The sequence below is a fragment of the Streptomyces sp. NPDC052910 genome, assembly GCF_055585605.1.
In genome coordinates this window covers 206,770-230,185 of sequence record NZ_JBVJJR010000008.1, presented here as the reverse complement: position 1 = coordinate 230,185, position 23,416 = coordinate 206,770, and the positions used below count along the sequence as shown (strand labels likewise).

Here is a 23,416-nt window from a genome sequence, read left to right as displayed (position 1 = left end):
GACAGCGTCCGCAGGGCGCTTCGGGGGTGCGGGGGCTCGCCCCGCAAGAAACGGTGAAAGGGCGGGACCGGGGCACCCCCAACGCGGCCGAGGGCCGCACGGACTTCGTCCGCACGACCCCCGGCACAACCCCCGGCGTTACGCCGGCACGCTCGCGACACCCGGCTCCAGGAACCGCTTGCCGTTCACCCGCTCGGAAACACCCTCCCGGTCCAGGTAAGGCGTCACACCGCCCAGGTGGAAAGGCCACCCGGCACCGGTGATCAGGCACAGGTCGATGTCCTGCGCCTCCGCCACGACGCCCTCGGAGAGCATCAGGCCGATCTCCTGCGCCACGCCGTCCAGGACGCGGGCGCGGACCTGCTCCTCCGTCAGGACGGTGTCGCCCTGCTTGAGGAGGGCGGCGACCTCGGGGTCCAGCTCCGGCTTGCCGGAGTCGTGGACGTAGAAGCCGCGCTTGCCCGCCTTGACCACGGCGGCCAGGTTGGGGGAGACCTTGAAGCGGTCGGGGAACGCGCCGGCCAGCGTCTCGGAGACGTGCAGACCGATCGCGGGGCCGACCAGCTCCAGGAGCACCAGCGGCGACATCGGCAGACCGAGCGGCTCGACGGCCTTCTCGGCGACGGCGACCGGGGTGCCCTCGTCGATGACGTTCTGGATCTCGCCCATGAAGCGGACCAGGATGCGGTTGACGACGAACGCCGGGGCGTCCTTCACCAGCACCGCGGTCTTCTTCAGCTTCTTGGCCACACCGAAGGCCGTGGCCAGCGCCGCGTCGTCGGTGCGCTCGCCGCGCACGATCTCCAGCAGCGGCAGGACCGCGACCGGGTTGAAGAAGTGGAAGCCGACGACCCGCTCGGGGTGCTTCAGCTTCGACGCCATCTCGGTGACGGACAGCGACGAGGTGTTGGTGGCGAGGATGGCGTGCTCCGGCACGACCGCCTCGACCTCGGCGAACACCTGCTGCTTGACGCCCATCTCCTCGAAGACGGCCTCGATGACGAAGTCCGCGTCGCCGAAGGCGGCGGCCTTGTCGAGGGAGCCCGTCACCGCGGCCTTGAGGCGGTTGGCCTTGTCCTGGTTGACGCGGCCCTTGAGCAGCAGCATGTCGATCTGGTCGTGGACGTACTTCACGCCCTTGTCGACACGCTCCTGGTCGATGTCGGTCAGCACGACCGGCACCTCCAGGCGGCGGGCGAACAGCAGCGCCAACTGGGAGGCCATCAGGCCGGCGCCGACGACGCCCACCTTGTTGACCGGGCGGGCCAGCGACTTGTCCGGGGCGCCGGCGGGCCGCTTGCCGCGCTTCTGCACCAGGTTGAAGGCGTAGATGCCGCTGCGCAGCTCCTCGCCCATGATGAGGTCGGCCAGCGCCTCGCTCTCGGCGTCGAAGCCCTGGCGCAGGTCGCCGTTCTTCGCCGCGGAGATGATCTCCAGCGCGCGGTAGGCGGCGGGGGCCGCGCCGTGCACCTTGGAGTCGGCGATGGCCCGGCCGCGCTCGACGGCCGCGTCCCACGCCTCGCCGCGGTCCACCTCGGGGCGGGAGATCCGGATCTCGCCCTTGAGGACGGAGGCGGTCCAGATCAGCGACTGCTCCAGGAAGTCCGCGCCCTCGAAGATCGCGTCGGCGATGCCGAGCTCGAAGACCTGCTTGCCCTTGAGCTGCCGGTTCTGGTTGAGCGAGTTCTCGATGATCACCGAGACCGCGCGGTCCGCGCCGATGAGGTTCGGCAGCAGGACGCAGCCGCCCCAGCCGGGGAGCAGACCGAGGAAGACCTCGGGCAGCGAGAAGGCGGGGATCGCCTGGGACACCGTCCGGTACGAGCAGTGCAGGCCGACCTCGACGCCGCCGCCCATCGCCGCGCCGTTGTAGTACGCGAAGGTGGGGACGGCCAGCGACGACAGCCGCTTGAAGACGTCGTGGCCGCCCTTGCCGATGGCCAGCGCGTCCTCGCGGGTCTTCAGCAGCTCGACGCCCTTGAGGTCGGCGCCGACGGCGAAGATGAACGGCTTGCCGGTGATGCCGACGCCGACGATCTTCCCGGCCTTCGCCTCGGCCTCGACCTGGTCGATCGCCGCGTCGAGGTTGGCCAGCGACTGCGGGCCGAAGGTGGTCGGCTTGGTGTGGTCCAGGCCGTTGTCCAGCGTGATCAGCGCGAACGAGCCCGCGCCCAGCGGGAGTTCGAGGTGGCGTACGTGCGCCTGGGTGACGACCTCGCCCGGGAAGAGCTCGGCCGCCCCCTTCAGCAGCTCGGCGGTGTTGCTCACTTGCCCTCCCAGTGGGGGTTCTCCCAGATGACCGTTCCACCCATGCCGAAGCCCACGCACATGGAGGTGATGCCGTAGCGGACCTGCGGCTGCTCCTCGAACTGGCGGGCCAACTGCGTCATCAGGCGCACGCCGGAGGAGGCCAGCGGGTGGCCGAACGCGATGGCGCCGCCGTACTGGTTGACGCGCGGGTCGTCGTCGGCGATGCCGTAGTGGTCCAGCAGCGAGAGCACCTGGACGGCGAAGGCCTCGTTGATCTCGAAGAGACCGATGTCGTCGATCGACAGACCGGCCTTGGCCAGCGCCTTCTCGGTCGCCGGCACCGGGCCGATGCCCATGACCTCCGGCTCCACGCCGGCGAAGGCGTAGGAGACCAGCCGCATCTTGACCGGCAGCTCCAGCTCGCGCGCCACGTCCTCGGCGGCGATGAGCGAGGCGGTCGCGCCGTCGTTGAGGCCGGCGGCGTTGCCCGCGGTGACCCGGCCGTGCGGACGGAACGGCGTCTTGAGCGCCGCCAGGCCCTCCAGCGTGGTGCCCGGGCGCATCGGCTCGTCGGCGGTGGCCAGGCCCCAGCCCGTCTCACCGGCCTCCGGGCTGGTGCGGCGGACGGAGATCGGCACCAGGTCGGCCTGGATCTTGCCGTCGGCGTACGCCTTGGCGGCCTTCTCCTGGCTGCGGACCGCGTACTCGTCGGCGCGCCGCTTGGTGATGTGCGGCAGGCGGTCGTGCAGGTTCTCCGCGGTCATGCCCATGAACAGGGCGGACTCGTCGACCAGCTTCTCCGAGACGAAGCGCGGGTTGGGGTCCACGCCCTCGCCCATGGGGTGCCGGCCCATGTGCTCGACGCCGCCGGCGAGGGCGATGTCGTAGGCACCGAGGGCGACGCCGCCCGACACGGACGTCACGGCGGTCATCGCGCCGGCGCACATGCGGTCGATGGAGTAGCCCGGCACGGACTGCGGCAGGCCCGCGAGGATGCCGGCGGTGCGGCCCAGGGTCAGCCCCTGGTCGCCGATCTGCGTGGTCGCGGCGATGGCGACCTCGTCGATGCGGGCGGGGTCCAGGCTGGGGTTCCGGCGCAGCAGCTCCCGGATGCACTTGACGACCAGGTCGTCGGCGCGGGTCTCGTGGTAGATGCCCTTCGGGCCCGCCTTGCCGAACGGGGTGCGGACGCCGTCGACGAAAACGACGTCCCTAGCGGTACGAGGCACGTTGGCTCTCCTCCAGGTGCGGATCGCTGCGCGCGGGCATGCCGATACGGCTCCGCCGCGGTGCGGGCTGACAACTTCATGCTACTTACGAGTAACCAAGCTGCACAGTCCCCCCGGCGGGAGCGGTGAAGGTCACACTCCGTGTGGGTGGGGGTGCCCCGGTCCCGCCCTTTCGCCGTTTCCCGCGGGGGCCACGCCCCCGCACCCCGAAGCACCCTTCGGGTGCAGTCCTCGAACGCCGGACGGGCTGGATTCAGCCCGTCCGGCGCACAACCCTCTCAGGCGGACGCCTCCCGCAGCGCGCGGACGAGCACCGGCGTCACCTGCTCGACCTGCCAAGGCCGCGCACCGTGCGCAGCGAGTGCCGCGGCCACGGAGTCCGCGTCGACGGACTGCGGCGGCTCCCAGCACACCCGCCGCACCGTGTCCGGCGTGATCAGGTTCTCCTGAGGCATCGTCAGCCGCTCGGCCAGCTCGGACACGGCCGCCCGCGCCGCCGACAGCCGGGCCGCCGCGACGGGGTCCTTGTCCGCCCAGGCGCGCGGCGGGGGCGGCCCGGTCAGCGGCTGTCCGGGCTGCGGGAGTTCGGACTCGGGGACGGCCCGCGCCCGGTCGACCGCCGCCTGCCACTGCTCGAGCTGACGGCGGCTCATCCGCGGCCCGAAGCCGGGCAGCGCGGCCAGCGCGTGCGCGTTCGGCGGCATGTTGAGGGCGGCCTCGATGATCGCGCCGTCGCCCAGCACCTTGCCCGGGGAGACGTCGCGCTTCTGCGCGACCTGGTCGCGCGCGGTCCACAGCTCGCGGACCACGGCCATCTGCCGGCGGCGACGCACCTTGTGCATGCCGGACGTGCGCCGCCAGGGGTCCTTGCGGGGCGGGGCGGGCGGCGCGGCGGCGATGGCGTCGAACTCCTGGCGGGCCCATTCCAGCTTGCCCTGCCGGTCGAGCTCCTTCTCCAGCGCGTTGCGCAGGTCGACCAGCAGCTCCACGTCGAGCGCCGCGTAGCGCAGCCAGGGCTCGGGCAGCGGGCGGGTGGACCAGTCGACGGCCGAGTGGCCCTTCTCCAGGGCGTAGCCGAGGACGTTCTCGACCATGGCGCCGAGCCCCACGCGGGCGAACCCGGCGAGCCGTCCGGCCAGCTCCGTGTCGAAGAGCCGGGCCGGTGCCATCCCTATCTCGCGGAGGCAGGGGAGGTCCTGGGTGGCGGCGTGCAGCACCCACTCGGCGTCACCGATGGCCTCGCCGAGCGACGACAGGTCGGGGCAGCCGACGGGGTCGATCAGGGCGGAGCCGGCCCCTTCGCGGCGGAGCTGGACGAGGTAGGCGCGCTGTCCGTAGCGGTAGCCGGAGGCGCGCTCGGCGTCGACGGCCACCGGTCCGCTGCCGCCGGCGAAGGCGGCGACGACGGCGGCCAGGGCGTCGCGGTCGGCGACGACCGGCGGGATGCCCTCACGCGGTTCCAACAAGGGGATCGGCGCCGAATCGACGTCGTCCGGGGGGCCGCCCCCGGTGGTTCGCAGTGGTGCGTCTGCTGCGGTCTCTTGGGCGTCGGTCACCGGTCAAGGGTATCCGGGGATGACGGAAGCCCGCCGACGGAACGTTCCGTCGGCGGGCGCGCGCGGGGAGTCGGGTCAGTGGATGATGCCGGTGCGCAGGGCGACGGCGACCATTCCGGCCCGGTCGCCGGTGCCCAGCTTGCGGGCGATGCGGGCGAGGTGACTCTTGACGGTGAGTGCCGAGAGGCCCATGGAGACGCCGATGGCCTTGTTCGACTGGCCCTCCGCAACCAGCCGCAGGACCTCGACCTCGCGGCCGGACAGCTCGCGGTAGCCGCCGGGGTGGCCGGGCGCGCCGGGCGGGCGGCGCTGCATCCGCGCGGCGGCCGCGCCGATGGGGGAGAGCCCGGGGCGGCCGGGCACGCCGAGGTTGGTACGGGTTCCGGTGACCACATAGCCTTTGACGCCGCCCGCGAGGGCGTTGCGCACGGCGCCGATGTCGTCGGCGGCGGAGAGGGCGAGTCCGTTGGGCCAGCCCGCGGCGCGGGTCTCGGACAGCAGGGTCAGGCCGGAGCCGTCGGGAAGGTGGACGTCGGCGACGCAGATGTCGCGCGGGCTGCCGATGCGGGGGCGGGCCTCCGCGATGGACGAGGCCTCGATCACGTCCCGCACCCCCAGCGCCCACAGGTGGCGGGTGACGGTGGAGCGGACGCGGGGGTCGGCGACGACGACCATGGCGGTCGGTTTCGTCGGGCGGTAGGCGAGGCTCGCAGGTTGCTCAAGGAGAACGGACACCAGGCCTCCAGAGGGAGTGGCGGGGACGGGTGCCGACTTTTGGGTAAGCCGGGGCGATCCGTACGGGAAGGGTCACAAGTCCCTTCGGCAGACAAACCGCCCGGCTTTAGGGAATGATCACGAATTGATGAGTAACAATTCGGGCAATTCAGGCTTGAGGGTGGTCGTCGTGACCGTCACTCCGATGGCCGCGTCGGCGCACGCGCCGGCCACCGACCGGCGGCGTCTCGTACCGCCGCGCTGCCGGCCATGAGCCTCCGGCCCCCGCCCGCGCTTTCGCCTCCGCCGGGCTCCCGGCTTCCCCCCGGAGCCGTCGTCAGCGGCTCTGCGGCCCCCGCCGCTGCGGCAGCGTCACGATCCCCGCCTCCGGCGCGCCGCCCGGCGGCAGCCCCGCGATCTGGCAGAGCAGGTCGCACCAGGCCGCCAGGTGCGCCGCCGTGTCCGGGACGGTCCCCGGCCCGCCGGGCCCGCCCGCCTCGATCGGCGACCAGGACGCGCGGATCTCGATCTGCGTGGACGGCGGACGCTCCCGCAGGCCCCCGAAATAGTGCGAGCCGGCGCGGGTCACCGTGCCGCTCGGTGCCGCGTACGGCACCCGGCGCGCCTCCAGCGCCCCGGTCAGCCAGGACCAGCACACCTCCGGCAGCAGCGGGTCCGTCGCCATCTCCTCCTCCAGATCCGCGTGCACCAGCGTGACCAGGCGGAAGGTGCCGCCCCACGCGTCGTGCCCGGCCGGATCGTGCAGCAGGATCAGCCGCCCGTCCGCCAGTTCCTCGTCGTCCACCACGACCGCCGCCTCCAGTGCGTAGGAGAAGGGGGCCAGCCGCTGGGGCGGCGGGGTGGCGTCGAGTTCGATCTCGGGCCGCAGGAGCACACCCTGCAGCCCGGCGACCGCCTGCCGGAAGACGGACGGGGAGCCCTCCCCACCCACGTCGTCCGGACTGTCCTCGTGGTGTCCGTGCGCCGCAGCCATGCCCGGAAGACTAGGCGGAACGACGGCCGGTTCCGGGTAGGGACACCCACATGCGCGGGTCACTCGTTCGGCCCGTGCGAAGATTTGGGGCATGAGTGAGATGGGCGAGCAGCAGACGGGCCGCGGCGCGGCATACGATTCGGCGTTCCTGCGGGCGTGCCGGCGCGAGCCCGTGCCGCACACGCCGGTGTGGTTCATGCGGCAGGCGGGCCGCTCGCTCCCCGAGTACCGCAAGGTCCGCGAGGGCATCCCCATGCTGGAGTCCTGCATGCGGCCCGAGCTGGTCACCGAGATCACGCTCCAGCCGGTGCGCCGGCACGGCGTGGACGCGGCGATCTTCTTCAGCGACATCGTGGTGCCGCTGAAGGCCATCGGCATCGACCTCGACATCAAGCCCGGCGTCGGGCCGGTCGTCGAGCGGCCGATCCGCACCCGCGCCGATCTGGAGCGGCTGCGCCCGCTGGAGGCCGGTGACGTCTCGTACGTGACCGAGGCCGTCCGGATGCTCACCGCCGAGCTGGGCGCCACCCCGCTCATCGGCTTCGCCGGCGCCCCCTTCACCCTGGCCAGCTACCTGGTCGAGGGCGGCCCCTCGCGCAACCACGAGCACACCAAGGCGCTGATGTACGGCGACCCGGAGCTCTGGGCCGACCTGCTGGACCGGCTCGCGGACATCACCGCCGCCTTCCTGAAGGTCCAGATCGAGGCGGGCGCCTCCGCGGTGCAGCTCTTCGACTCCTGGGTCGGCGCCCTGGCCCCGGCCGACTACCGCCGGCACGTCATGCCCGCGTCCGCCAAGGTCTTCGACGCCGTCGCCGGGTACGGCGTGCCGCGCATCCACTTCGGCGTGGGGACGGGCGAACTGCTCGGACTGATGGGCGAGGCGGGCGCGGACGTCGTCGGCGCGGACTGGCGGGTGCCGCTGGACGAGGCGGCGCGGCGCGTCGGCCCCGGCAAGGCGATCCAGGGCAACCTGGACCCGGCCGTGCTGTTCGCCCCGCGCGAGGCGGTCGAGGCCAAGGCGGCCGACGTCCTGGAGGCCGCCCGCGGCCTGGAGGGCCACATCTTCAACCTGGGCCACGGCGTGCTGCCGACCACGGACCCGGCGGCGCTGACCCGGCTGGTCGAGTTCGTCCACGAGCGCACGGCGCGCTAGCCGGCAGCCCCCGGCCGTCGGGGCGGCACCGGCCGCCCCGACGTGTCACACCGTCAGGAAGACCGTTTCCCCCGGCCCCCGCAGCCGGATGTCGAAGCGGTGGGCGCGGTGCCCGCCCGGTTCGGGGACGGCCGGCAGGGTGGCCCGGCGCTCCGGCGGGACCGCCGCCGGCAGCGGGTCGCCGGCCGGGGCGGTGAGGTACGCCCGGGTGAACAGGTGCCGTCGCAGGCCCCGGACGTGCAGGCACACCGCCAGGTACGGGACCCCGCCCGGCGGCAGGGTGCGCAGCGCGTAGTGCCCGTCCCCGCGCGTGGCGACGCGGGCGAAGCCGGTGAACGTCACCCCGTCCCGACGCAGACTGCCCGGCGCGCCCGCACGCGAGCCGTCCGGCGCCGGCTGCCGGAACTCCAACAGCGCCTCCGGCACCGGCGCGCCCTCCCCGTCCAGGACGAACCCGTACAGGGTGACGGCCTCCGGGTGCCCGGCGGGCGCGAGGGCGCCGCCGGGCGTCAGATGAGGGGGGCGTCCATCGGCAGCCCCGCGTAGTTCTCCGCGAACTCCGCCGCCGCGGCCGTGGGGCTGGTGAGGCGGTCGAGGCGGACGGCGCGCAGTCGTCGCTCGTAGGCGTCGGTGCCCGGCTCCGTGTGCAGGAGGGCGGTCATGGCGTGCGAGAACTCCTGCACCTGCCACACCCGGCGCAGGCACAGCTCCGAGTAGCGGTCCAGGAGCGCGGTCGAGCCGGTCCGCCGCCGGTGGGCGAGGCCCCGGGCCATCGTGACGACGTCCGCGACGGCGAGGTTGAGGCCCTTCGCGCCGGTGGGCGGGACGAGGTGGGCGGCGTCCCCGGCCAGCAGCAGCCGCCCGTACCGCATGGGCTCGACGACCTGGCCGCGGAGCGGGATGACGGCCTTGGCGGTGACCGGGCCGTGGTGGAGGGGGTGGCCGGGGACGGCCAGCCGGGCGTCGAGTTCGGCCCACAGCCGGTCGTCGGGCCAGTCCTCGGGCGCGGTGCCGGCCGGTACCTGGAGGTAGAGCCGGGAGACCTCAGGCGACCGCATGCTGTGCAGGGCGAAGCCGCGCTCGTGCCCGGAGAGGATCAGCTCGTCGGAGGCGGGCGGCGCGTCGGCGAAGACGCCCAGCCACGCGTAGGGGTAGACGCGCTCGTGCAGTCGCGCGGCGCCGGTGGCGAGCAGCGCGCGGCGGCCGGCGCCGAACGAGCCGTCGCAGGCCGCCACGTACGAGCACGCCAGCGTCTCCTCCCGGCCGCCGCGCGTGTAGCGGAGCAGCGGCCGGTCGCCGTCGAGCCCCTCGACGGCCGTCACCGGGGTGCCGAACAGCACGGGCGTGGCGTCGGCCGTCACCAGCGCGATCAGGTCCTTGACCAGCTCGGTCTGCGGGTAGAGGGTGTTCGCCCGGCCGCCGGTCCGCGCCGCCACCCCGAACCGGTGCCGCCGGCCGCGGTGCCGCAGCTCGAAGCCGTCGTGCCGGACGCCCTCCCGGTCGAGCCGGTCCGCCGCGCCGCAGGCCCGCAGGACGTCGACCGTGCCCTGCTCCAGGAGCGCGGCCCGCTGCCGCCGCTCGACGTACTCCTGGTCGCGCGCCTCCAGCACCACGCAGTCCACGTCCGCCCGGCGCAGCAGCCGGGCGAGCAGGAGCCCGGCCGGACCGGCTCCGATGATGCCGACGGTGGTGCGCATGCGGGGATCGCCTCTCGGTATGCGGAGGGGCGGATCAGCGCTCCAGCACCAGCGCCTGCCCCTGCCCCACACCGATGCACAGCGCCGCCACCCCGGTGCCGGAACCGGCCGCCGCGAGCTGGTGGGCCACCGTGCCGGCGAGCCGGGCGCCGGAGCACCCCAGGGGGTGCCCGATCGCCAGTGCCCCGCCGTACCGGTTCACCAGGGCGGGATCGAGTTCCGGCCACTCCGCGAAGCATCCCAGCACCTGGGCGGCGTACGCCTCGTTGAGCTCGAAGTGTGTCAGGTCGGCGAAGGAGCGCCCGGCGCGGGCCAGGGCCCGGCGCACCGCCTCGACCGGGCCCAGCCCGTACAGGTCGGGCTCGTTGCCGGTGACGGCCGACGCCCGGACACGGGCCAGCGGCTCCCGGCCGGTCGCCCGCAGGCCCTCCTCGTCGCAGAGCAGCAGGGCCGCCGCGCCGTCGTTCAGCGGGCAGGAGTTGCCCGCCGTGACCGTACCGCCCGCCGGCCGGAACGCGGGCTTCAGCCGGGCCAGCGCCTCCTCCGACGTGGCGTCGCGGATGCTCTCGTCGCGGGTGAGCTCCACGTCAGGCAGGAACACCACCTCGTCGGCGAAGGCGCCCTCCGCCCAGGCCGCGGCCGCCTTCCGGTGGGCGGCGAGGGCGTACGCGTCCTGCTCGGCACGGGAGATGCCGTGCTTGTCGGCGATCCGCTCGGCGCCCTCGCCCAGGGACACCGTCCACCGCTCCGGCATCGCCGGGTTGGTCATCCGCCAGCCCAGGGTCGTCGAGTACAGCTCCTGGTGGCCGGCGGGAAAGGCGCGGTCCGGCTTGGGGAGCACCCAGGGCGCGCGGCTCATCGACTCCACGCCGCCCGCGACGACCACCGACGCGTCCCCGACGGCGATCGCCCGGTACGCCTGCACGACGGCTTCGAGCCCGGAGGCGCAGAGCCGGTTGACCGTCGAGCCGGGGACGGTCACCGGCAGCCCCGCGAGCAGCACGGCCATCCGGCCGACGTTCCGGTTCTCCTCGCCCGCGCCGTTGGCGTTGCCCAGCACCACCTCGTCGATCCGCGCCGGGTCGAGCGCGGGCGCCCGGGCCACCAGGGAGCGGACGACGTGGGCGGCCAGGTCGTCCGGACGGACGCCGGCGAGCGCGCCGCCGTAGCGGCCGAGGGGCGTGCGGACGGCGTCGACGACGTAGACGTCGCGGATGCGGTCGTTCATGCGGTCTCCGTAGGCGGTCGGGTGCCTCATCGGGAAAGGGCAAGGGCCGGGCGGGCGGCGGTATCCGGCGAACGGCCCCCGGACGCACCGACTGACCGTTCGGTCGAGAGTCTTGGCGGGGGCCCGGGCGCCTGTCAATGGGGTGCGGAGCACCGGCCCGGCACCGTCTGAGACAGTGAGGCCATGAGCGAAGCCCACACCCAGGCACCCCATGTGGCCGTCGTCGGCGGCGGCGTCTCCGGACTGGCCGCCGCCCTCCGGTTGCTGGAGGGAGGTGTGGGCGTCACCGTCCTGGAAGGCTCGGACCGGGTCGGCGGCAAGCTGCTCGCCGGGGAGATCGCCGGCGTCTCCGTGGACCTGGGCGCCGAGTCGATGCTCGCCCGCCGCCCCGAGGGCGTCGCGCTGGCCCGCGCCGTCGGCCTCGGCGACCGCCTCCAGCCGCCGGCCACGGCCGTCGCCGGCGTCTGGACCCGCGACGGCCTCCGGCCGCTGCCCAAGGGCCAGCTCATGGGCGTCCCCGGCGACCTCGACGCGCTCGCCGCCTCCGGGGTGCTCTCCCCTGAGGGTCTGGCCGCCGCCGCCCGCGAGGCGGACCTGCCGCCCACCGAGCCGGGCGAGGACGTCGCCGTGGGCGCCTACGTCGCCGCGCGGTTCGGCCCCGAGGTCGTCGACCGGCTCGTCGAACCGCTGCTCGGCGGCGTCTACGCGGGCGACGCCTACCGCACCTCGATGCGCGCCGCCGTCCCCACCCTCTTCGAGGCCGCCCGCGGCCGGCGCTCGCTCACCGAGGGCGTCCGCGCGCTGATCGCCGCCGCCCCGCCGAACGCCGGCCCGGTCTTCGCCGGCATCGACGGCGGCATCGGCCGGCTGCCGCTCGCCGCCGCCGACGCCGTGCGCGCGGCCGGCGGCGAGATCCGCACCGGCACACCGGTGACCGGCCTCCACCGGACCGCCGACGGCTGGCGGCTGGACCTCGGCGACGCGTACCTCGCCGCCGACGGCGTCGTCCTCGCCACGCCCGCCCCCGCCACCGCCCGGCTCCTCGCCGGCACCGCGGACACCGCCGCGGCGCTGCTCGCCGACGTCGAGTACGCCTCCATGGCCCTGGTCACCCTGGCCTTCCGCCGCTCCGACATGGCCGGGCTCCCGGCGGGCAGCGGCTTCCTCGTACCGCCCGGCGACGGCCGGCGGATCAAGGCGTCCACCTTCGCGAGCAACAAGTGGGGCTGGATCGCCGCCGCCGACCCGGACGTCTTCGTGCTGCGCACCTCCCTCGGCCGCCACGGGGACGACGACGACCTGCACCGGGACGACGCCGATCTGGTCAAGCTGTCCCTGGCCGACCTGCACGAGGCGGTGGGCCTGGACGCCACGCCGATCGCGAGCCGGGTCACCCGCTGGGACCACGGTCTCCCGCAGTACCCCGTCGGCCACCTCGACCGGGTGGCGCGGGTCCGTGAGCGGGTGGCGGCCCTGCCCCGGCTGCGGGTCTGCGGCGCGGCCTACGGCGGCGTCGGCATCCCGGCCTGTGTGGGCGGCGCCCGCCGCGCGGCCGAGGAGCTGTTGGCCACCCTGCCGGAGAGCGCCCCGGGCGCGGGGGGACAATAGGGGGCATGACGACTGACGCCCAGAAGACCCCGAACGCCGGCAAGAAGGCCAAGGACCTCAACGAGGTCATCCGTTACACGCTCTGGTCGGTGTTCAAGCTGCGCGACGTGCTCCCCGAGGACCGCTCCGGCTGGGCGGAGGAGGTCGAGGAGCTGTTCGCGGCCCTCGCCAAGGAGGACGTCACCGTCCGCGGCACGTACGACCTCTCCGGGCTCCGGGCCGACGCCGACGTGATGATCTGGTGGCACTCGGAGACCTCGGACGCGCTCCAGAGCGCCTACAGCCGCTTCCGCCGCACCCGCCTCGGGCGCGCCCTGGAGCCGGTGTGGTCGAACATGGCGCTGCACCGCCCCGCCGAGTTCAACAAGTCGCACATCCCGGCGTTCCTCGCGGACGAGAACCCCCGCGAGTACGTCAGCGTCTACCCCTTCGTCCGCTCGTACGACTGGTACCTGCTGCCCGACGAGGACCGCCGCCGCATGCTCGCCGACCACGGCAAGATGGCCCGCGGCTACCCGGACGTCCGGGCCAACACGGTCGCGTCCTTCTCGCTCGGCGACTACGAGTGGATCCTCGCCTTCGAGGCCGACGAGCTGTACCGGATCGTCGACCTGATGCGCCACCTGCGGGCGTCCGAGGCGCGGATGCACGTCCGCGAGGAGGTCCCGTTCTTCACGGGCCGCCGCAAGGCGGTCGCGGACCTGGTGGCCGGGCTGGCCTGACCATCGTGACGCGAACGGCCGCCGGCCGGGCCCGCAAGGCCCGGCCGGCGGCCGTTCGTACGCGGTGGCGCGGTCAGGTCGCCCGCGGCTCCGGACGTCCCTCGCACGTCGTGTGACGCGCCGGGAGCGCCCCGGTGAGCAGGTACTTCTCGAAGTACCCGTTGACGCAGGCGTTCGGCCCGCCGCCGATCCCGTGCGTCCCCGCGTCCCGCTCGGTGACCAGGGCGGCCGAGCCGCGCAGCCGGCGCAGCAGCTCCAGCGCGCCCGCGTACGGGGTGGCCGCGTCCCGCTCGGCGGCCAGCAGCAGGACGGGCGGCAGCGCCCCGCGGGCCGTCCCCACCTCGAACGGCCGCTGCCGGGGCGCCTTCCAGTAGGCGCACGGCAGGTTCATGAACGCGTTGCTCCACGTCTCGAACGGCGCCCGCCGGGCGAGGCGGTCGTTGTCCCGGTTCCACCGGGCCCAGTCGCGCGGCCACGGCGCGTCGTTGCACTCGACGGCGGTGTAGACGGCGTTGCCGTTCTCGGCGGCCGGGCTTCCGGAGGCGCTGGGCGCGGTGAGGGCGACCAGCGGCCCCTCGTCGCCCCGCAGGTACGCGGCGAGCGCCTGCGCCGCGCGGGCCCAGGCGGTGTCGGTGTAGCCGGCCTTGAGGAACAGGCCCTGGAGCTGGGCCGGCCCGACCTTCCCGCCCGCGGGCCGGTGGCGCAATCGGCCGGCCGCCTTGTGGTACGCGGCCAGCACCTCGCGTTCGCTGCGGCCCAGGCGGTACACGGCGTGGTGCCGGGCCGCCCAGCGGCGCCAGTCGTACCAGCGGCGTTCGAAGGCGGCCGACTGGTCGAGGTTGTTCCGGTACCAGATCTTGCCCGGGGACGGGTTGACGACGCTGTCGAAGACCATGCGCCGGACGTGCCCGGGGAAGAGGGTGGCGTAGACGGCGCCGAAGTACGTCCCGTACGACGCCCCGATGAAGTTGAGCCGCCGTTCGCCGAGCGCGGCGCGCAGGACGTCGAGGTCGCGGGCGTTGTTGCGGCTGGTGAAGTGCCTGAGGTCGGGGCCTGCCTTGCGGAGGCAGCCCCGCGCGTACTCCTTGGCCTTGGCGATCCGCTGCCGTTTGTACGCGGCGGTGGGGTGCTCGGGGGCGTCGCTCGGGCCGCGTTCGAAGCGGGCCGGGTCCGCGCAGGACAGCGGCGCGGAGCGGCCGACGCCGCGCGGCGCGTAGCCGATGAAATCGTACGCCTCGGCGAGCTTCTTCCAGGCCGGCAGGCCGGCCAGCAGCGGGAAGATCATCCCCGAGCCGCCGGGGCCGCCCGGGTTGAACACCAGCGCGCCCTGCCGGAGGGAGCGGTCGCCGGTGGCGTGCCCCCTGCTGACGGTGAGGCTGATGTGCTTGCCGTTGGGGTGGGCGTAGTCGACCGGGACCGAGACCGTGCCGCACTCCACGGGCGCGGGAAGGCCCTCGGCGGCCGGACAGGCCCCGAACGTGATGCCCTTGGCCGCGGCGCGTTCGGCCGCGAGCACCACACCGCGTGCTTCGACCGGGCTGTCGGCGGCGGAGGGCGAGAGGAGAGCGCCGGTGCCGTGGGCGGCCGGAGCGGAGGCGAGGGTGGTGAGGCCGGTGAGGAGGAGGGATCCGACGGTTCCGTAGAGGGCGACTGCGCGCACGGGCGTCCCTTCATATCTAATTGCGACAAAAGGGATATTCGATTCGTGGACCGGCGAAGTAAAGCACCGGGGGGAGATGTCGGGGGAGTTGGGCCCGATGGGCTCCGGGCCCCGGCCTCGTGAGCACCCCGTGAGCACGTCGTGAGCATCCCGGGAGCGCGCCGTGAGCGCCCGCGCGTCAGTAGCGGTGGGCCGCCAGGGTCTCCGCGAGGGCGGCGCGCAGCTCCGGGTCGCGGAGGGCGCGGCGGCCGTGGACGGCGAGGGTGGTCAGCACGCCGACGTCGTCCGGCCCGGCGCCGCCCTCCGGCCGTACCACCGGCGCCCGGTCGAGGAGGGCCCGCCCGGCCGGGGAGGCCCACAGCGTGTCGGGATTCACCTCGAACCGCGCGATGGCCAGACAGCCCGCCGTCAGCACCAGCGGCACGGCGAGCCACCCGGCGGTCCGCCCGACGGCCACGCCGTCCGGCAGGGACAGCAGGGTGGCCGCACCGGTGAGCAGGGACAGCACACAGGCGGCACGCACCTGCCGGACGGCGCCGGCCACCTCCTGCCGGACGCGCGCGGGCACCACCAGACCGGCGGCCGTGAGCCGGTCGCCCAGAGCGCGCACCGCCTCCGCCGTACCGTGCGCGGCGCGTATCCGCGGGACGGGGGACTGGCCCCCGGGGCCCATCGCGCTGATCACCGACCGTTCGACCTCGTCCCGGCCGACCGGGTCGACGACGGTCGCCCATCCCGTGTGGGCCAGCAGCAGCCGCCGCTGCCGGGCCATCGCGACCAGCGTGAGGTCGGTGACCCGCTGCGGGCCGCCGTTCAGGAACGCCGTCTCGTACAGCGTCAGGGCATCGATCCCGGCGGCGGCCTGGCCCCGCCCGGGACCGGCCGCCGCCAGCGCGGCGTGGCAGAGACGGGCGCAGGCGGCGACGGCGACCACGCAGGTGACGATCAACAGGACGACCCACATACGGGTGTTCTACTCGACCATCCGCCTCACGCGCACCTTCTTGTCCATATCGCGGGCTTCCGGCGCGCGGGTTCGCGTGGGGGTGCGTTGGGGTGGGGCGGGGTGGAGCGGGGCGGGCCGGGGGCGCGGCCCGGCGGGTTCCGGAGCGCGACGCGCGATCCGGCGAGCGGCGGTACGGGTCGGACACCGGCGTCCTGCGGCAAGATGGCGGGTGGGGGTGATGGGCGTGCGCGAGCGGCCGGAAACGGGTGCGGGAGCGAGTGCCGGGCCGGGGGCGGGACCGGCGGGACCGGGGGCCAAGAGCGGGGCGGTCGGGAGGAGGTACGACCCGGACCGGCTGTTCCTGCCTCCCGACGACGACCTCGCGCCCAACCGCCCCGGCGAGACCCTGCGCGCCCGGCTCGACGCGTCCCGCGCCGGCCGCGGCGCCCTCCTGCTGGCCCGGCTGCTGGGCCGGCGGCCGGTGGAGGACCACTGGCGCCGGGCGCTGGCCGCCGAACAGCAGGTCGGCGCGGCCCTGGACGCGCTGGACGCGGGCGGCTGGGAGGTGGTGCACTCCGTCGTCCTGCCGGGCGACGCCGTCATCCCGCACCTGCTCATCGGCCCCGGCGGCGTCTTCGCCGTCCTCGTCGAACCGACCCGGCGGGTCCCGGCGCGCGCGGACGACGCCGTGGTGCGCGTCGCGGGCGAGCGCCACCCGCGCCCCGCCGTCCGCCACGCCCGCCAGAGCGCGGCCCGCGCCTCCCTCGTCCTCACCCGGGCCTGCGGCTTCCCGGTCCCGGTGGGCCCGGTCGTGGTCCTGGTCGGCGCCACGGAGATCGACGACGACTCCGAACACGGTGACGTCCGCGTCCTGACGATGCGTCAGGTGCCGGGCCTCGGCGTCCTCGGCGGCGCCCTCCACCCGGACCGCGTGGACCGGGTCCACACGGTGGCGCGCAACAGGCGGCTCTGGCTCGGGTGTTGAGCCCGGGAGAGGGAAGGGCCTTCGCGGGTGCGGCCGCGAGGCGACCGGGCCGGTCGGGGACCGGGTCGGTCGGGGATCGGGCCGGTCGGGGATCGGGGCGGTCGGGGATCGGGGCGTCGCTTCCGCACGCCTCCCCGCCCCGTTTCCGCATGCCTCCCCGCCCCTACGCCGTACCCGCCTGATGAGGCTCGTACCCGCCCGGTGAGGCTCGTTGCCGCCTGGTGAGGTTTGTGCCCCGCCCGGTGAGGCTCGGTGCCGGCCGCCGTTGTCGCGTGGGCCGACGTGTCACGACAACCGACGCGGCCCCTGCCGGTCGCGGCGCCTGCCGGTCGCGGCGGAGGGAGGCACCCGCGCGGCTCGCCGGCCGGGGCGCCTCCCGGGCGGCCGGGAGCGGCGATTCGGCGGCCCGGGCCGGGCCATGCCGGGCCGGGCGGTGAGGCCGTGCGCCGGGTGAGGGCGGTGGGGCGTCCGTGCGGGACGTCCTGCGAACGGAGCCGGGCCGGGCGGCAGTGCGCGCCGGCGGTGGGGCGGCGGCTCGGTCAGACGGCCGCGTACGCGTACGCGGCCGGGCGAGGGGCGGTGGGGCGTCCGTGCGAGATGTCCCGCGAACGGAGTCGGGCCGGGCGGCGGTGCGTGCCGGCGGTGGGGCGGCGGCTCGGTCAGACGGCCGCGTACGCGTACGCGCGGCCCCGGGGCGTACGGGTGAGCATGCGCTTGCCGTGCAGGCGGCGCAGGATCGTGACGACCGTGCAGTAGGTGAGGGCGCCCGGCAGCTCCTCCTGCACCTCGCGCGGCGTGAGCGGGCCGTCGGCCCGGCGCAGTGCCGCGAGGACCTCGCACTCCAGCGCGCCGCTCGCCCGTCGGCGCCCGCGGCGCACCGCGGTGGCAGGTGTGGCCGCTCCCATGTCCTCGGTTCCTCCGCTGTACGACGTGATCCGCGGGTCCGGCTCGGACCCGACAGACGAGTGTAAGGGCCCGGTCCGGAAAGCGGCGGAAAAGCGGCGGAAAGGCCGGGGACGCGGCGGGGCGTGAGGGGGGCGCCCGGGCCGGCTCAGGCGCCCGCGCTTCCGGTGAGCGTCCGGCGGACCGCGTCGCGGAGCCAGCGGTGGGCTCCGTCGGCGGCGTGGCGGGGGTGCCAGGCCATGCCGATGGTCACGGGCGGCAACGGCAGGGGGATGTCGAGGAGGTGGAGGTCGAGGGAGGCGGCGACCTCGGTGAGCGGGGAGGGGCCGGTGCCCGGCGGAGGGGCGGGGACGAGACAGACGGTGTCGCTGTGGGCGACGAGGTGCAGGGCGGCCAGGTGGCTGGGGAGGACGGCGGTGACCCGCCGGTGGAGGTCCCGCTCGGCCAGCGCGGCGTCGAGAGGCCCGGTGAACCGGCCCCGGCGGCTGACCGTGACGTGTTCGGCGGCGGCGAGCCGGTCCGGGGTGAGGGGCTCCGCGGCGAGGGGGTGGCCGGGCCGGACTGCCGCCGCCATCCGCAAGGCGACCAGTTCCTCGACCCGGGTCTCCGGATCCGCGTGGTCGATCACCCCGACTTCCAGGTCGACCCCACCGTCGCGGAGGGCCGGCCCGGCCTCCAGCTCCTCGGCCCGCAGCCGCAGCGAGACCCCCGGCGCCTCCGCCCGGGCCAGCCGCAGCAGCCCGGGCGCGAGCGCTGCGGCGACGAGGTCCGCCGCCTGGAGCGTGAAGGTGCCGCGCAGGGACGCGGGATCGACCTCGGAACCGGGGCTGAGCAGCGCCCCGAGGCGGCGTACCACCTCGGCGGCCTCGTCCCGCAGCTCGCGGGCGCGCGGCGTGGGCACCATGCGCTGCCCGGCCCGGACCAGGAGCGGGTCCTGGAGGATCCGGCGGAGCCGGGCGAGGGTACGGCTCATCGCCGCGGGCGAGGTGTGCAGGCGCGCGGCGGCGCGGGTGACGCTCTGCTCGGCCAGCAACGCATCCAGGGCGACGGCGAGCTGCGCGTCGATCACCGGGAGAGGGGTGTCCACCAGGGTCATTCCATTTCAGGCAAAGATTCCTTGCCGACGTTCCCATTGTGACAACGTCCGGCTCCTTCCAGGATGGACGTACCGGGTCCGGCGCGCGCCCCTCCCCGAGAACCGTTCATCCGACGACTGTCGCCCGGCGACGTCATCCAGCGAAGGAACCACCATGTCCACCACCAAGGCGACGCCCATGACCGCGGCGACGTCCGCCCCCGAGGCGACCGACGTCCCCGTGACCGCCTTCATGCTCGTCAAGACCACGCGCGCCTGGCTCTCCAAGACCCCCGAGGAGCGGATGCACGCCCTCACCACCGAGATCGTGCCCGTGATCGAGGCCAGGACGTCCGGCGTGCGCTCGCGCTTCTTCGACACGGAGTTCTACTCGGCGCGCGTCACCGACGTCTGGCTCTGGGAGGCCCGCGACCACCAGGCCTACCAACTGCTGATCGACGCGCTGCGGGAAACGCCGTTCTGGGACCACTACTTCGAGGTGGTCGACCTCCTGGTCGGCACCGAGAACGGATACGCCCGCACCTACGGCTTCGACACCGCGGCCACCATCAGCACCTGACACACCCCTCACACCTTGCGCGGCCGGCGCCCTCCCGTTCCCCGCGACCGGGAAGGGCGTGGCCTTCGCAGCAGTCGGTGCGCAAGAGGCCTATCAGTTGGCACGACCTCGAACCGCGTACTTCGTCAAAGTTGACGCCGGTCCGACCGGGCGGCGGCGGCTCCCTCCGGCTCCGTGCCACAACCGCGCTGTCGAATCCGAGGGTTGCTACGTGATTACGGCTGCTGATGCCCTCGTCGGCACTCTGCCGGGGAGTGCGCCGCACATGGCGCGAATCGCGTCACGGGATCGCGTGCCCTTCGGCGCGGCGCTCCCGCGAGCCCGACGCCGGGGCGCAGGTCGGGTGCGCCAGCGGCTCAGTCCGGGCGCCCGCGCAACTGCTCGGTGAGCCGAGGCAGCGCCTCGCCGAAGGAGCGCAGATAGCTGAGGACCGTCTCGAGTTCTTCCTCCGAACGTGCCCCACACCAGGCGTCCAGCGCGTCGAGGACGGGGGAGTAGAGGGCGCCGGTCCGTTCCCGCTGGGCGTCCTGGGGATGAATGATCACCTTTCGACGGTCGGCTGAATCCTTGGCGCGGCGTGCAAACCCGGCCTGTTCGAGCCGGTCAACGACGCCCGTCACCGCCCCGGTGGTCAGCCCGGTCAATTCGGCCAGCCGGCCCGCGGTGACAGGACCTGCGTGGTCGAGCACGCCCAGGCACAGAAGGTCAGTGCCGCCGATGCCGAGCCGGGCGGCGACGGCTTGGTCGGCCAGTGCCTGGCGCGTGGCCACCGTACGCGCCTCCCGGTAGATCGACCGTGTCAGCTCCCGGCGGCGCGGCCGGTCGACATGTTCGTGCGTGCTGTCCATAGCGGTTGTACTTCCTCACATTGTAAGTATCTTACCTTCTAAGGTAATGCGGATGCCCTCGGAGGTATACAGCATGAGCAGTGAAGCAGTGTCGGCCGCCGAGCCCGGCGATCCGGCTCGGGGAGGGAATCCGCGGCCTGTCATCGCCGTCGTCCTCATCGCCGTCTTCGTGGACGTACTGGACGCCAACATCGTCAACGTGGCCATCCCGGCCATCCAGGGTGACCTCGAAGCGTCGAACTCGGCCATGCAGTGGTCTTTGATTGGCTACACCTTGCCTTTCGCTCTCATGCTCATCACCGGAGGCCGACTCGGTGACATCTTCGGTCGACGCCGGCTGTTCCTGTTCGGCATGGCGGGCTTTACCCTCGCCTCCGCTCTGTGCGGGGCCGCCGCTTTCCCGGGCCTGCTGATCACCGGTCGCGTCGTGCAGGGCGTGATGGCGGCCATGATGGTGCCGCAGGTGCTTTCGATCATCTCGGCCACCATCCCTTCCGCCCGGCGAGGCGGTGCCTTCGCCCTGTACGGCATGATCGCGGGTAGTGCCAACGTCAGCGGTCCCATCCTGGGCGGATTGCTGTTGCAAGCCGATCTATTCGGGCTCGACTGGCGGCCCCTATTCCTGGTCAATCTGCCGGTGGGCATCGGCGCCTTCGTCATGGCGCTGCGCCTGTTGCCGGAGAGCCGCAGCGAACAGCGCTTGCGGCTCGACCCGTTCGGCGTCCTTCTTGTCACCGGCGCCCTGTTGGCTGTGCTCTACCCGCTGCTCCAAGGCCGCGAGCTGGGCTGGCCCGGCTGGGGGTGGGCCCTGATGGCCGCGGCTGTCCCGGTGCTGGGGATTTTCGCTCTGTGGCAGCGGCGCAAACAGGCGAAAGACGGCTCGCCGTTGGTGCCGCCCACGCTCTTCAGGCTGCGCGGCTTCAATACCGGGCTCGTGGTGATGCTCACTTTTCTCACCGCCATCATCGGCTTTTTTCTGATCCTGACCCTCTACCTCCAGCAGGGCCTGGGGTACTCACCGCTGGCCGCGGGCGCCACCAGCCTTCCCTGGCCGGTGGGCGTCACCCTCGCCGCCGTCGTCGTCAGTAATGCCGGTACGGAACCCAAGGGGGCACTGGTCACGCTGGGAGCCGTCGGCATGGTCGTCGGGCTGCTGTTGCTGATCGTCACCATCTGGTTCGCCGACACAGGCATCAGTGGCTGGTACCTGGTTCCCTCCCTGCTCGTCGGCGGGCTCGGTATGGGGCTCGTGATGGCCCAGGCCACCAATGTCAGTCTGCTCCAAGTCCCTGGCTCGGACGCGGGTGCGGCCTCCGGTGTTTTCAACGCGGTGATGCAGGCGGGCGGCGTCGTCGGCATCGCCCTTATCGGTGTCTTGTTCTTCGGCGCGGTCGGCTCTCAGACGGGCTCCGGCTCCGAGGCCGTCCGAGCCCAGCTCCGAAGCGATCTGCAGGCGGCATCCGTCACTGGTACGGCGCAGGACCGGATGGTCGGCGGTTTTGAGACGTGCCATAAACGGCGGATGGCCGCCCAGGAGGGTGCGGCGGCTCGACACGTCTGCCCCGAGGCGCTTGCGGCGGTCTCGGAGGACTCCCGGCCTGAGGTCGGCCGGGCGCTTACCCGGGCCGCCGAGGGGGCTCGCGCCCACACCTATACCGATGCCATGCGGCGCACCCTCTGGTGGAGCGTCGGCCTGCTGGCCGTTGTCACCGCCTTGACCGCGCTGCTGCCGCGCGGCGGCGCGTCCGCGGCGGCGGTGCCACCCCCCGGCGCCCCGGGGGACGCCGAGAGCGCCCCGGGGGCTGGGAAAGAGGCGGTCGGCCCGGTGGGAGGGGCGGCCGGTGACGAGGCCGACCGGCCGACACGACCAGGAAACTGAGCCCGCCTACAGCGAAGTGGGCCCGCATTCGTCGCGGGCCCACTGGTGTGTTGTCGCGGTGCCGGGAGAAGGGCTTCCTTAGTTTCTGGGCGCAGATCGGTACGTGCGTTGAACCCGGAGGCCGTGTGGAGGGTGCGTACCGCTCCTTCCAGTCGGCCGGCCGGGACCAGTGCGAAGACCCGGAGCTGCGAGGTGAGGATCCAGGTGGTGGGGACGCCCGCCTCGGCGAGCGCACTGAGAATACGCGCGGTGCACTCGGGACCGGTTGAGCAGCCCGGTGCCGATGACGGTCACTTTGCCGACTTCCTCGTCGACGCGCAGGCGTCCGCCGAGTGTGGCGACGAGCTGCTCCAAGGCCGGCCGCGTGGCGCCCAACGCGTGGCGCCGGGTGGAAAAGCCCATTCGGAACTCCTCCTCCTGGGGCCGGAGCGGGCCACTAGGTCGACTGACAGCGCGAACACTGCAAGCTGGGCCGGGATTTCGGGTGCCGGGCCCGGCTCAGTCGACCCCGGGTTCGGGCCGGTGGGAGCCCGTCACGCGGTCGATGTCCGCGACGTAGAGCGTGATGGAGCATCAGGTGATGTGCGACAGGGGCCCGGGGCCGGATCGCCGCGCGCGGTCAGGGGCGCTCGCGCAGTGCCGGGTGGTCGGCGATCACCGTTGCCGAGCCGGGGGCGATTTCCGTGAAGCCGGCGTCGCGGACGACCGGGAGGTCGGTCGAGGTCAGTTCCGCCCAGCGGGCGGGGGTGGCGGTGCGTACGGAGAGGGTGAAGCCGTTCTCGCGCCAGGCTTTGCGGGTCGTGTCGTCCAGGCGCCACCAGGCCAGTTGGGCGCCGTGCCCGGCCTGGGCCATCGCCTTGCCCGCGGACATCTCCAGTTCCGGGTTGAACCAGAGCACCGGCCGCTCGGGGGCGGCGGGGCCGGGTGCGGTCGGGTCGTCCAGGTCGGTGCCGGATACCTGGAGCTTCACCAGCTCCGGCGGCCAGCCGTCGAGCGGGACCGGGGGGAAGACCCGTACCTCGGCCGTCTCGCCCGTCACCGTGATGCCGGGCAGCGCGGAGGCCCGGCGCCACTCCGCGCCCCGGGCCCGGCGGACGACCTTGCGGATGCGGGCGTCCTGCCAGTCGCGCACGGCTTGGGCCCACTCGCCCTCTCCGGTGGAACGTTCGTCCGACAGCAGGACGAGCACCGCGCGGGCCGCCGTCTCCAGGGCGTCGGTACGGGCCGGCGGGGCGGTCTTCTCGATCCGTACCACCAGGGGCAGGACGAACTGCGGCGCGGTGTCGCGGGGGTCGCTGGAATCGGCCGGGATGCCGGCTTCGGAGCTGGTCACGGAGCCAGTCTGCCAGCCGTCCGCCGGGCGCCCGGGGCCGCTATGGTGATCCG

20 protein-coding genes are annotated in these 23,416 nt (G+C 74.0%); 6 read left to right on the top strand and 14 right to left on the bottom strand.

The window, feature by feature from the left end:
• Nucleotides 1–138 precede the first annotated feature (138 nt).
• The 5 genes from ACZ6X9_RS26705 to ACZ6X9_RS26685 all read right to left on the bottom strand — a co-directional run bounded on the left by ACZ6X9_RS26705 (nucleotide 139) and on the right by ACZ6X9_RS26685 (nucleotide 6,743).
• A complete protein-coding gene (locus tag ACZ6X9_RS26705; RefSeq protein WP_469780543.1) occupies nucleotides 139–2,268 on the bottom strand; it encodes a 3-hydroxyacyl-CoA dehydrogenase NAD-binding domain-containing protein in 2,130 nt (709 codons plus the stop codon).
• The gene (locus tag ACZ6X9_RS26700) at nucleotides 2,265–3,479 is read right to left on the bottom strand and encodes a thiolase family protein (RefSeq protein ID WP_469780542.1); all 1,215 of its coding nucleotides are present in this window, start codon (nucleotides 3,477–3,479) and stop codon (nucleotides 2,265–2,267) included. The genes ACZ6X9_RS26705 and ACZ6X9_RS26700 overlap by 4 nt, the downstream gene beginning before the upstream one ends.
• A gap of 278 nt (nucleotides 3,480–3,757) precedes the next feature.
• Nucleotides 3,758–5,035, bottom strand: a complete 1,278-nt coding sequence (locus ACZ6X9_RS26695) for an HRDC domain-containing protein (protein WP_469780541.1) — start codon at nucleotides 5,033–5,035, stop codon at nucleotides 3,758–3,760.
• Nucleotides 5,036–5,110: 75 nt separating this feature from the next.
• The gene (locus ACZ6X9_RS26690; RefSeq protein ID WP_040891381.1) at nucleotides 5,111–5,770 is read right to left on the bottom strand and encodes a response regulator transcription factor; all 660 of its coding nucleotides are present in this window, start codon (nucleotides 5,768–5,770) and stop codon (nucleotides 5,111–5,113) included.
• Between the two features lie 316 nt (nucleotides 5,771–6,086).
• Complete coding sequence (locus ACZ6X9_RS26685; RefSeq protein WP_469780540.1) at nucleotides 6,087–6,743, bottom strand: DUF3000 domain-containing protein; 657 nt, start codon at nucleotides 6,741–6,743, stop codon at nucleotides 6,087–6,089.
• A 100-nt stretch (nucleotides 6,744–6,843) separates the two neighbouring features.
• Here ACZ6X9_RS26685 and hemE point away from each other — a divergent pair, with 100 nt between their 5' ends.
• A complete protein-coding gene (gene hemE / locus ACZ6X9_RS26680) occupies nucleotides 6,844–7,899 on the top strand; it encodes a uroporphyrinogen decarboxylase (RefSeq protein WP_469780656.1) in 1,056 nt (351 codons plus the stop codon).
• A gap of 45 nt (nucleotides 7,900–7,944) precedes the next feature.
• Here the strand turns inward: hemE and ACZ6X9_RS26675 are convergent, their stop codons facing one another.
• From ACZ6X9_RS26675 to ACZ6X9_RS26665, 3 genes are read right to left on the bottom strand one after another with little or no spacing between them, the layout of a single operon-like run.
• Nucleotides 7,945–8,412: a peptidase associated/transthyretin-like domain-containing protein gene (locus ACZ6X9_RS26675; RefSeq protein WP_469780655.1), complete on the bottom strand. Its 468-nt coding sequence runs from the start codon at nucleotides 8,410–8,412 to the stop codon at nucleotides 7,945–7,947.
• Nucleotides 8,409–9,596, bottom strand: a complete 1,188-nt coding sequence (locus tag ACZ6X9_RS26670; RefSeq protein WP_469780539.1) for a 4-hydroxybenzoate 3-monooxygenase — start codon at nucleotides 9,594–9,596, stop codon at nucleotides 8,409–8,411. The genes ACZ6X9_RS26675 and ACZ6X9_RS26670 overlap by 4 nt, the downstream gene beginning before the upstream one ends.
• A gap of 34 nt (nucleotides 9,597–9,630) precedes the next feature.
• Nucleotides 9,631–10,824, bottom strand: a complete 1,194-nt coding sequence (locus ACZ6X9_RS26665; RefSeq protein WP_469780538.1) for a thiolase family protein — start codon at nucleotides 10,822–10,824, stop codon at nucleotides 9,631–9,633.
• A 183-nt stretch (nucleotides 10,825–11,007) separates the two neighbouring features.
• Here ACZ6X9_RS26665 and hemG point away from each other — a divergent pair, with 183 nt between their 5' ends.
• Nucleotides 11,008–12,432 carry a protoporphyrinogen oxidase gene (gene hemG, locus ACZ6X9_RS26660; protein ID WP_469780537.1) on the top strand — a complete coding sequence of 475 codons (1,425 nt, stop codon included), beginning with the start codon at nucleotides 11,008–11,010 and terminating at the stop codon, nucleotides 12,430–12,432.
• 5 nt (nucleotides 12,433–12,437) lie between these two features.
• Nucleotides 12,438–13,154: a hydrogen peroxide-dependent heme synthase gene (gene hemQ, locus ACZ6X9_RS26655; protein ID WP_469780536.1), complete on the top strand. Its 717-nt coding sequence runs from the start codon at nucleotides 12,438–12,440 to the stop codon at nucleotides 13,152–13,154.
• A 73-nt stretch (nucleotides 13,155–13,227) separates the two neighbouring features.
• On the opposite strand, the gene ACZ6X9_RS26650 is transcribed toward hemQ, so the two are convergent.
• Together ACZ6X9_RS26650 and ACZ6X9_RS26645 are read right to left on the bottom strand one after the other, a co-directional pair.
• Nucleotides 13,228–14,814 carry an alpha/beta hydrolase gene (locus ACZ6X9_RS26650; RefSeq protein ID WP_469780535.1) on the bottom strand — a complete coding sequence of 529 codons (1,587 nt, stop codon included), beginning with the start codon at nucleotides 14,812–14,814 and terminating at the stop codon, nucleotides 13,228–13,230.
• Between the two features lie 178 nt (nucleotides 14,815–14,992).
• Nucleotides 14,993–15,778: a TIGR04222 domain-containing membrane protein gene (locus tag ACZ6X9_RS26645; RefSeq protein ID WP_469780534.1), complete on the bottom strand. Its 786-nt coding sequence runs from the start codon at nucleotides 15,776–15,778 to the stop codon at nucleotides 14,993–14,995.
• Nucleotides 15,779–16,004: 226 nt separating this feature from the next.
• Between ACZ6X9_RS26645 and ACZ6X9_RS26640 the strand changes: the two genes are divergently transcribed.
• Nucleotides 16,005–16,745 (top strand): nuclease-related domain-containing protein, encoded by a 741-nt coding sequence (locus tag ACZ6X9_RS26640; RefSeq protein ID WP_469780533.1) that lies wholly within the window; start codon nucleotides 16,005–16,007, stop codon nucleotides 16,743–16,745.
• A 659-nt stretch (nucleotides 16,746–17,404) separates the two neighbouring features.
• Here the strand turns inward: ACZ6X9_RS26640 and ACZ6X9_RS26635 are convergent.
• Together ACZ6X9_RS26635 and ACZ6X9_RS26630 are read right to left on the bottom strand one after the other, a co-directional pair.
• Entirely contained in the window at nucleotides 17,405–17,650 is a 246-nt protein-coding gene (locus ACZ6X9_RS26635; protein WP_469780532.1) for a BlaI/MecI/CopY family transcriptional regulator, read from the bottom strand.
• 146 nt (nucleotides 17,651–17,796) lie between these two features.
• Nucleotides 17,797–18,744, bottom strand: coding sequence for a LysR family transcriptional regulator (locus tag ACZ6X9_RS26630; RefSeq protein WP_469780531.1), 948 nt, complete (start codon nucleotides 18,742–18,744; stop codon nucleotides 17,797–17,799).
• Nucleotides 18,745–18,922: 178 nt separating this feature from the next.
• Between ACZ6X9_RS26630 and ACZ6X9_RS26625 the strand changes: the two genes are divergently transcribed.
• Nucleotides 18,923–19,303, top strand: coding sequence for a darcynin family protein (locus ACZ6X9_RS26625; protein ID WP_469780654.1), 381 nt, complete (start codon nucleotides 18,923–18,925; stop codon nucleotides 19,301–19,303).
• Between the two features lie 356 nt (nucleotides 19,304–19,659).
• On the opposite strand, the gene ACZ6X9_RS26620 is transcribed toward ACZ6X9_RS26625, so the two are convergent.
• Nucleotides 19,660–20,151, bottom strand: coding sequence for a MarR family winged helix-turn-helix transcriptional regulator (locus tag ACZ6X9_RS26620; protein WP_469780530.1), 492 nt, complete (start codon nucleotides 20,149–20,151; stop codon nucleotides 19,660–19,662).
• Nucleotides 20,152–20,224: 73 nt separating this feature from the next.
• On the opposite strand from ACZ6X9_RS26620, the gene ACZ6X9_RS26615 reads away from it, so the two are divergent.
• Nucleotides 20,225–22,030: an MFS transporter gene (locus ACZ6X9_RS26615; RefSeq protein ID WP_469780529.1), complete on the top strand. Its 1,806-nt coding sequence runs from the start codon at nucleotides 20,225–20,227 to the stop codon at nucleotides 22,028–22,030.
• A 619-nt stretch (nucleotides 22,031–22,649) separates the two neighbouring features.
• On the opposite strand, the gene ACZ6X9_RS26610 is transcribed toward ACZ6X9_RS26615, so the two are convergent.
• On the bottom strand, nucleotides 22,650–23,363 hold the full coding sequence (locus ACZ6X9_RS26610; protein WP_469780528.1) for a peptidyl-tRNA hydrolase: 714 nt from the start codon (nucleotides 23,361–23,363) through the stop codon (nucleotides 22,650–22,652).
• Between the last annotated feature and the right edge of the window lie 53 nt (nucleotides 23,364–23,416).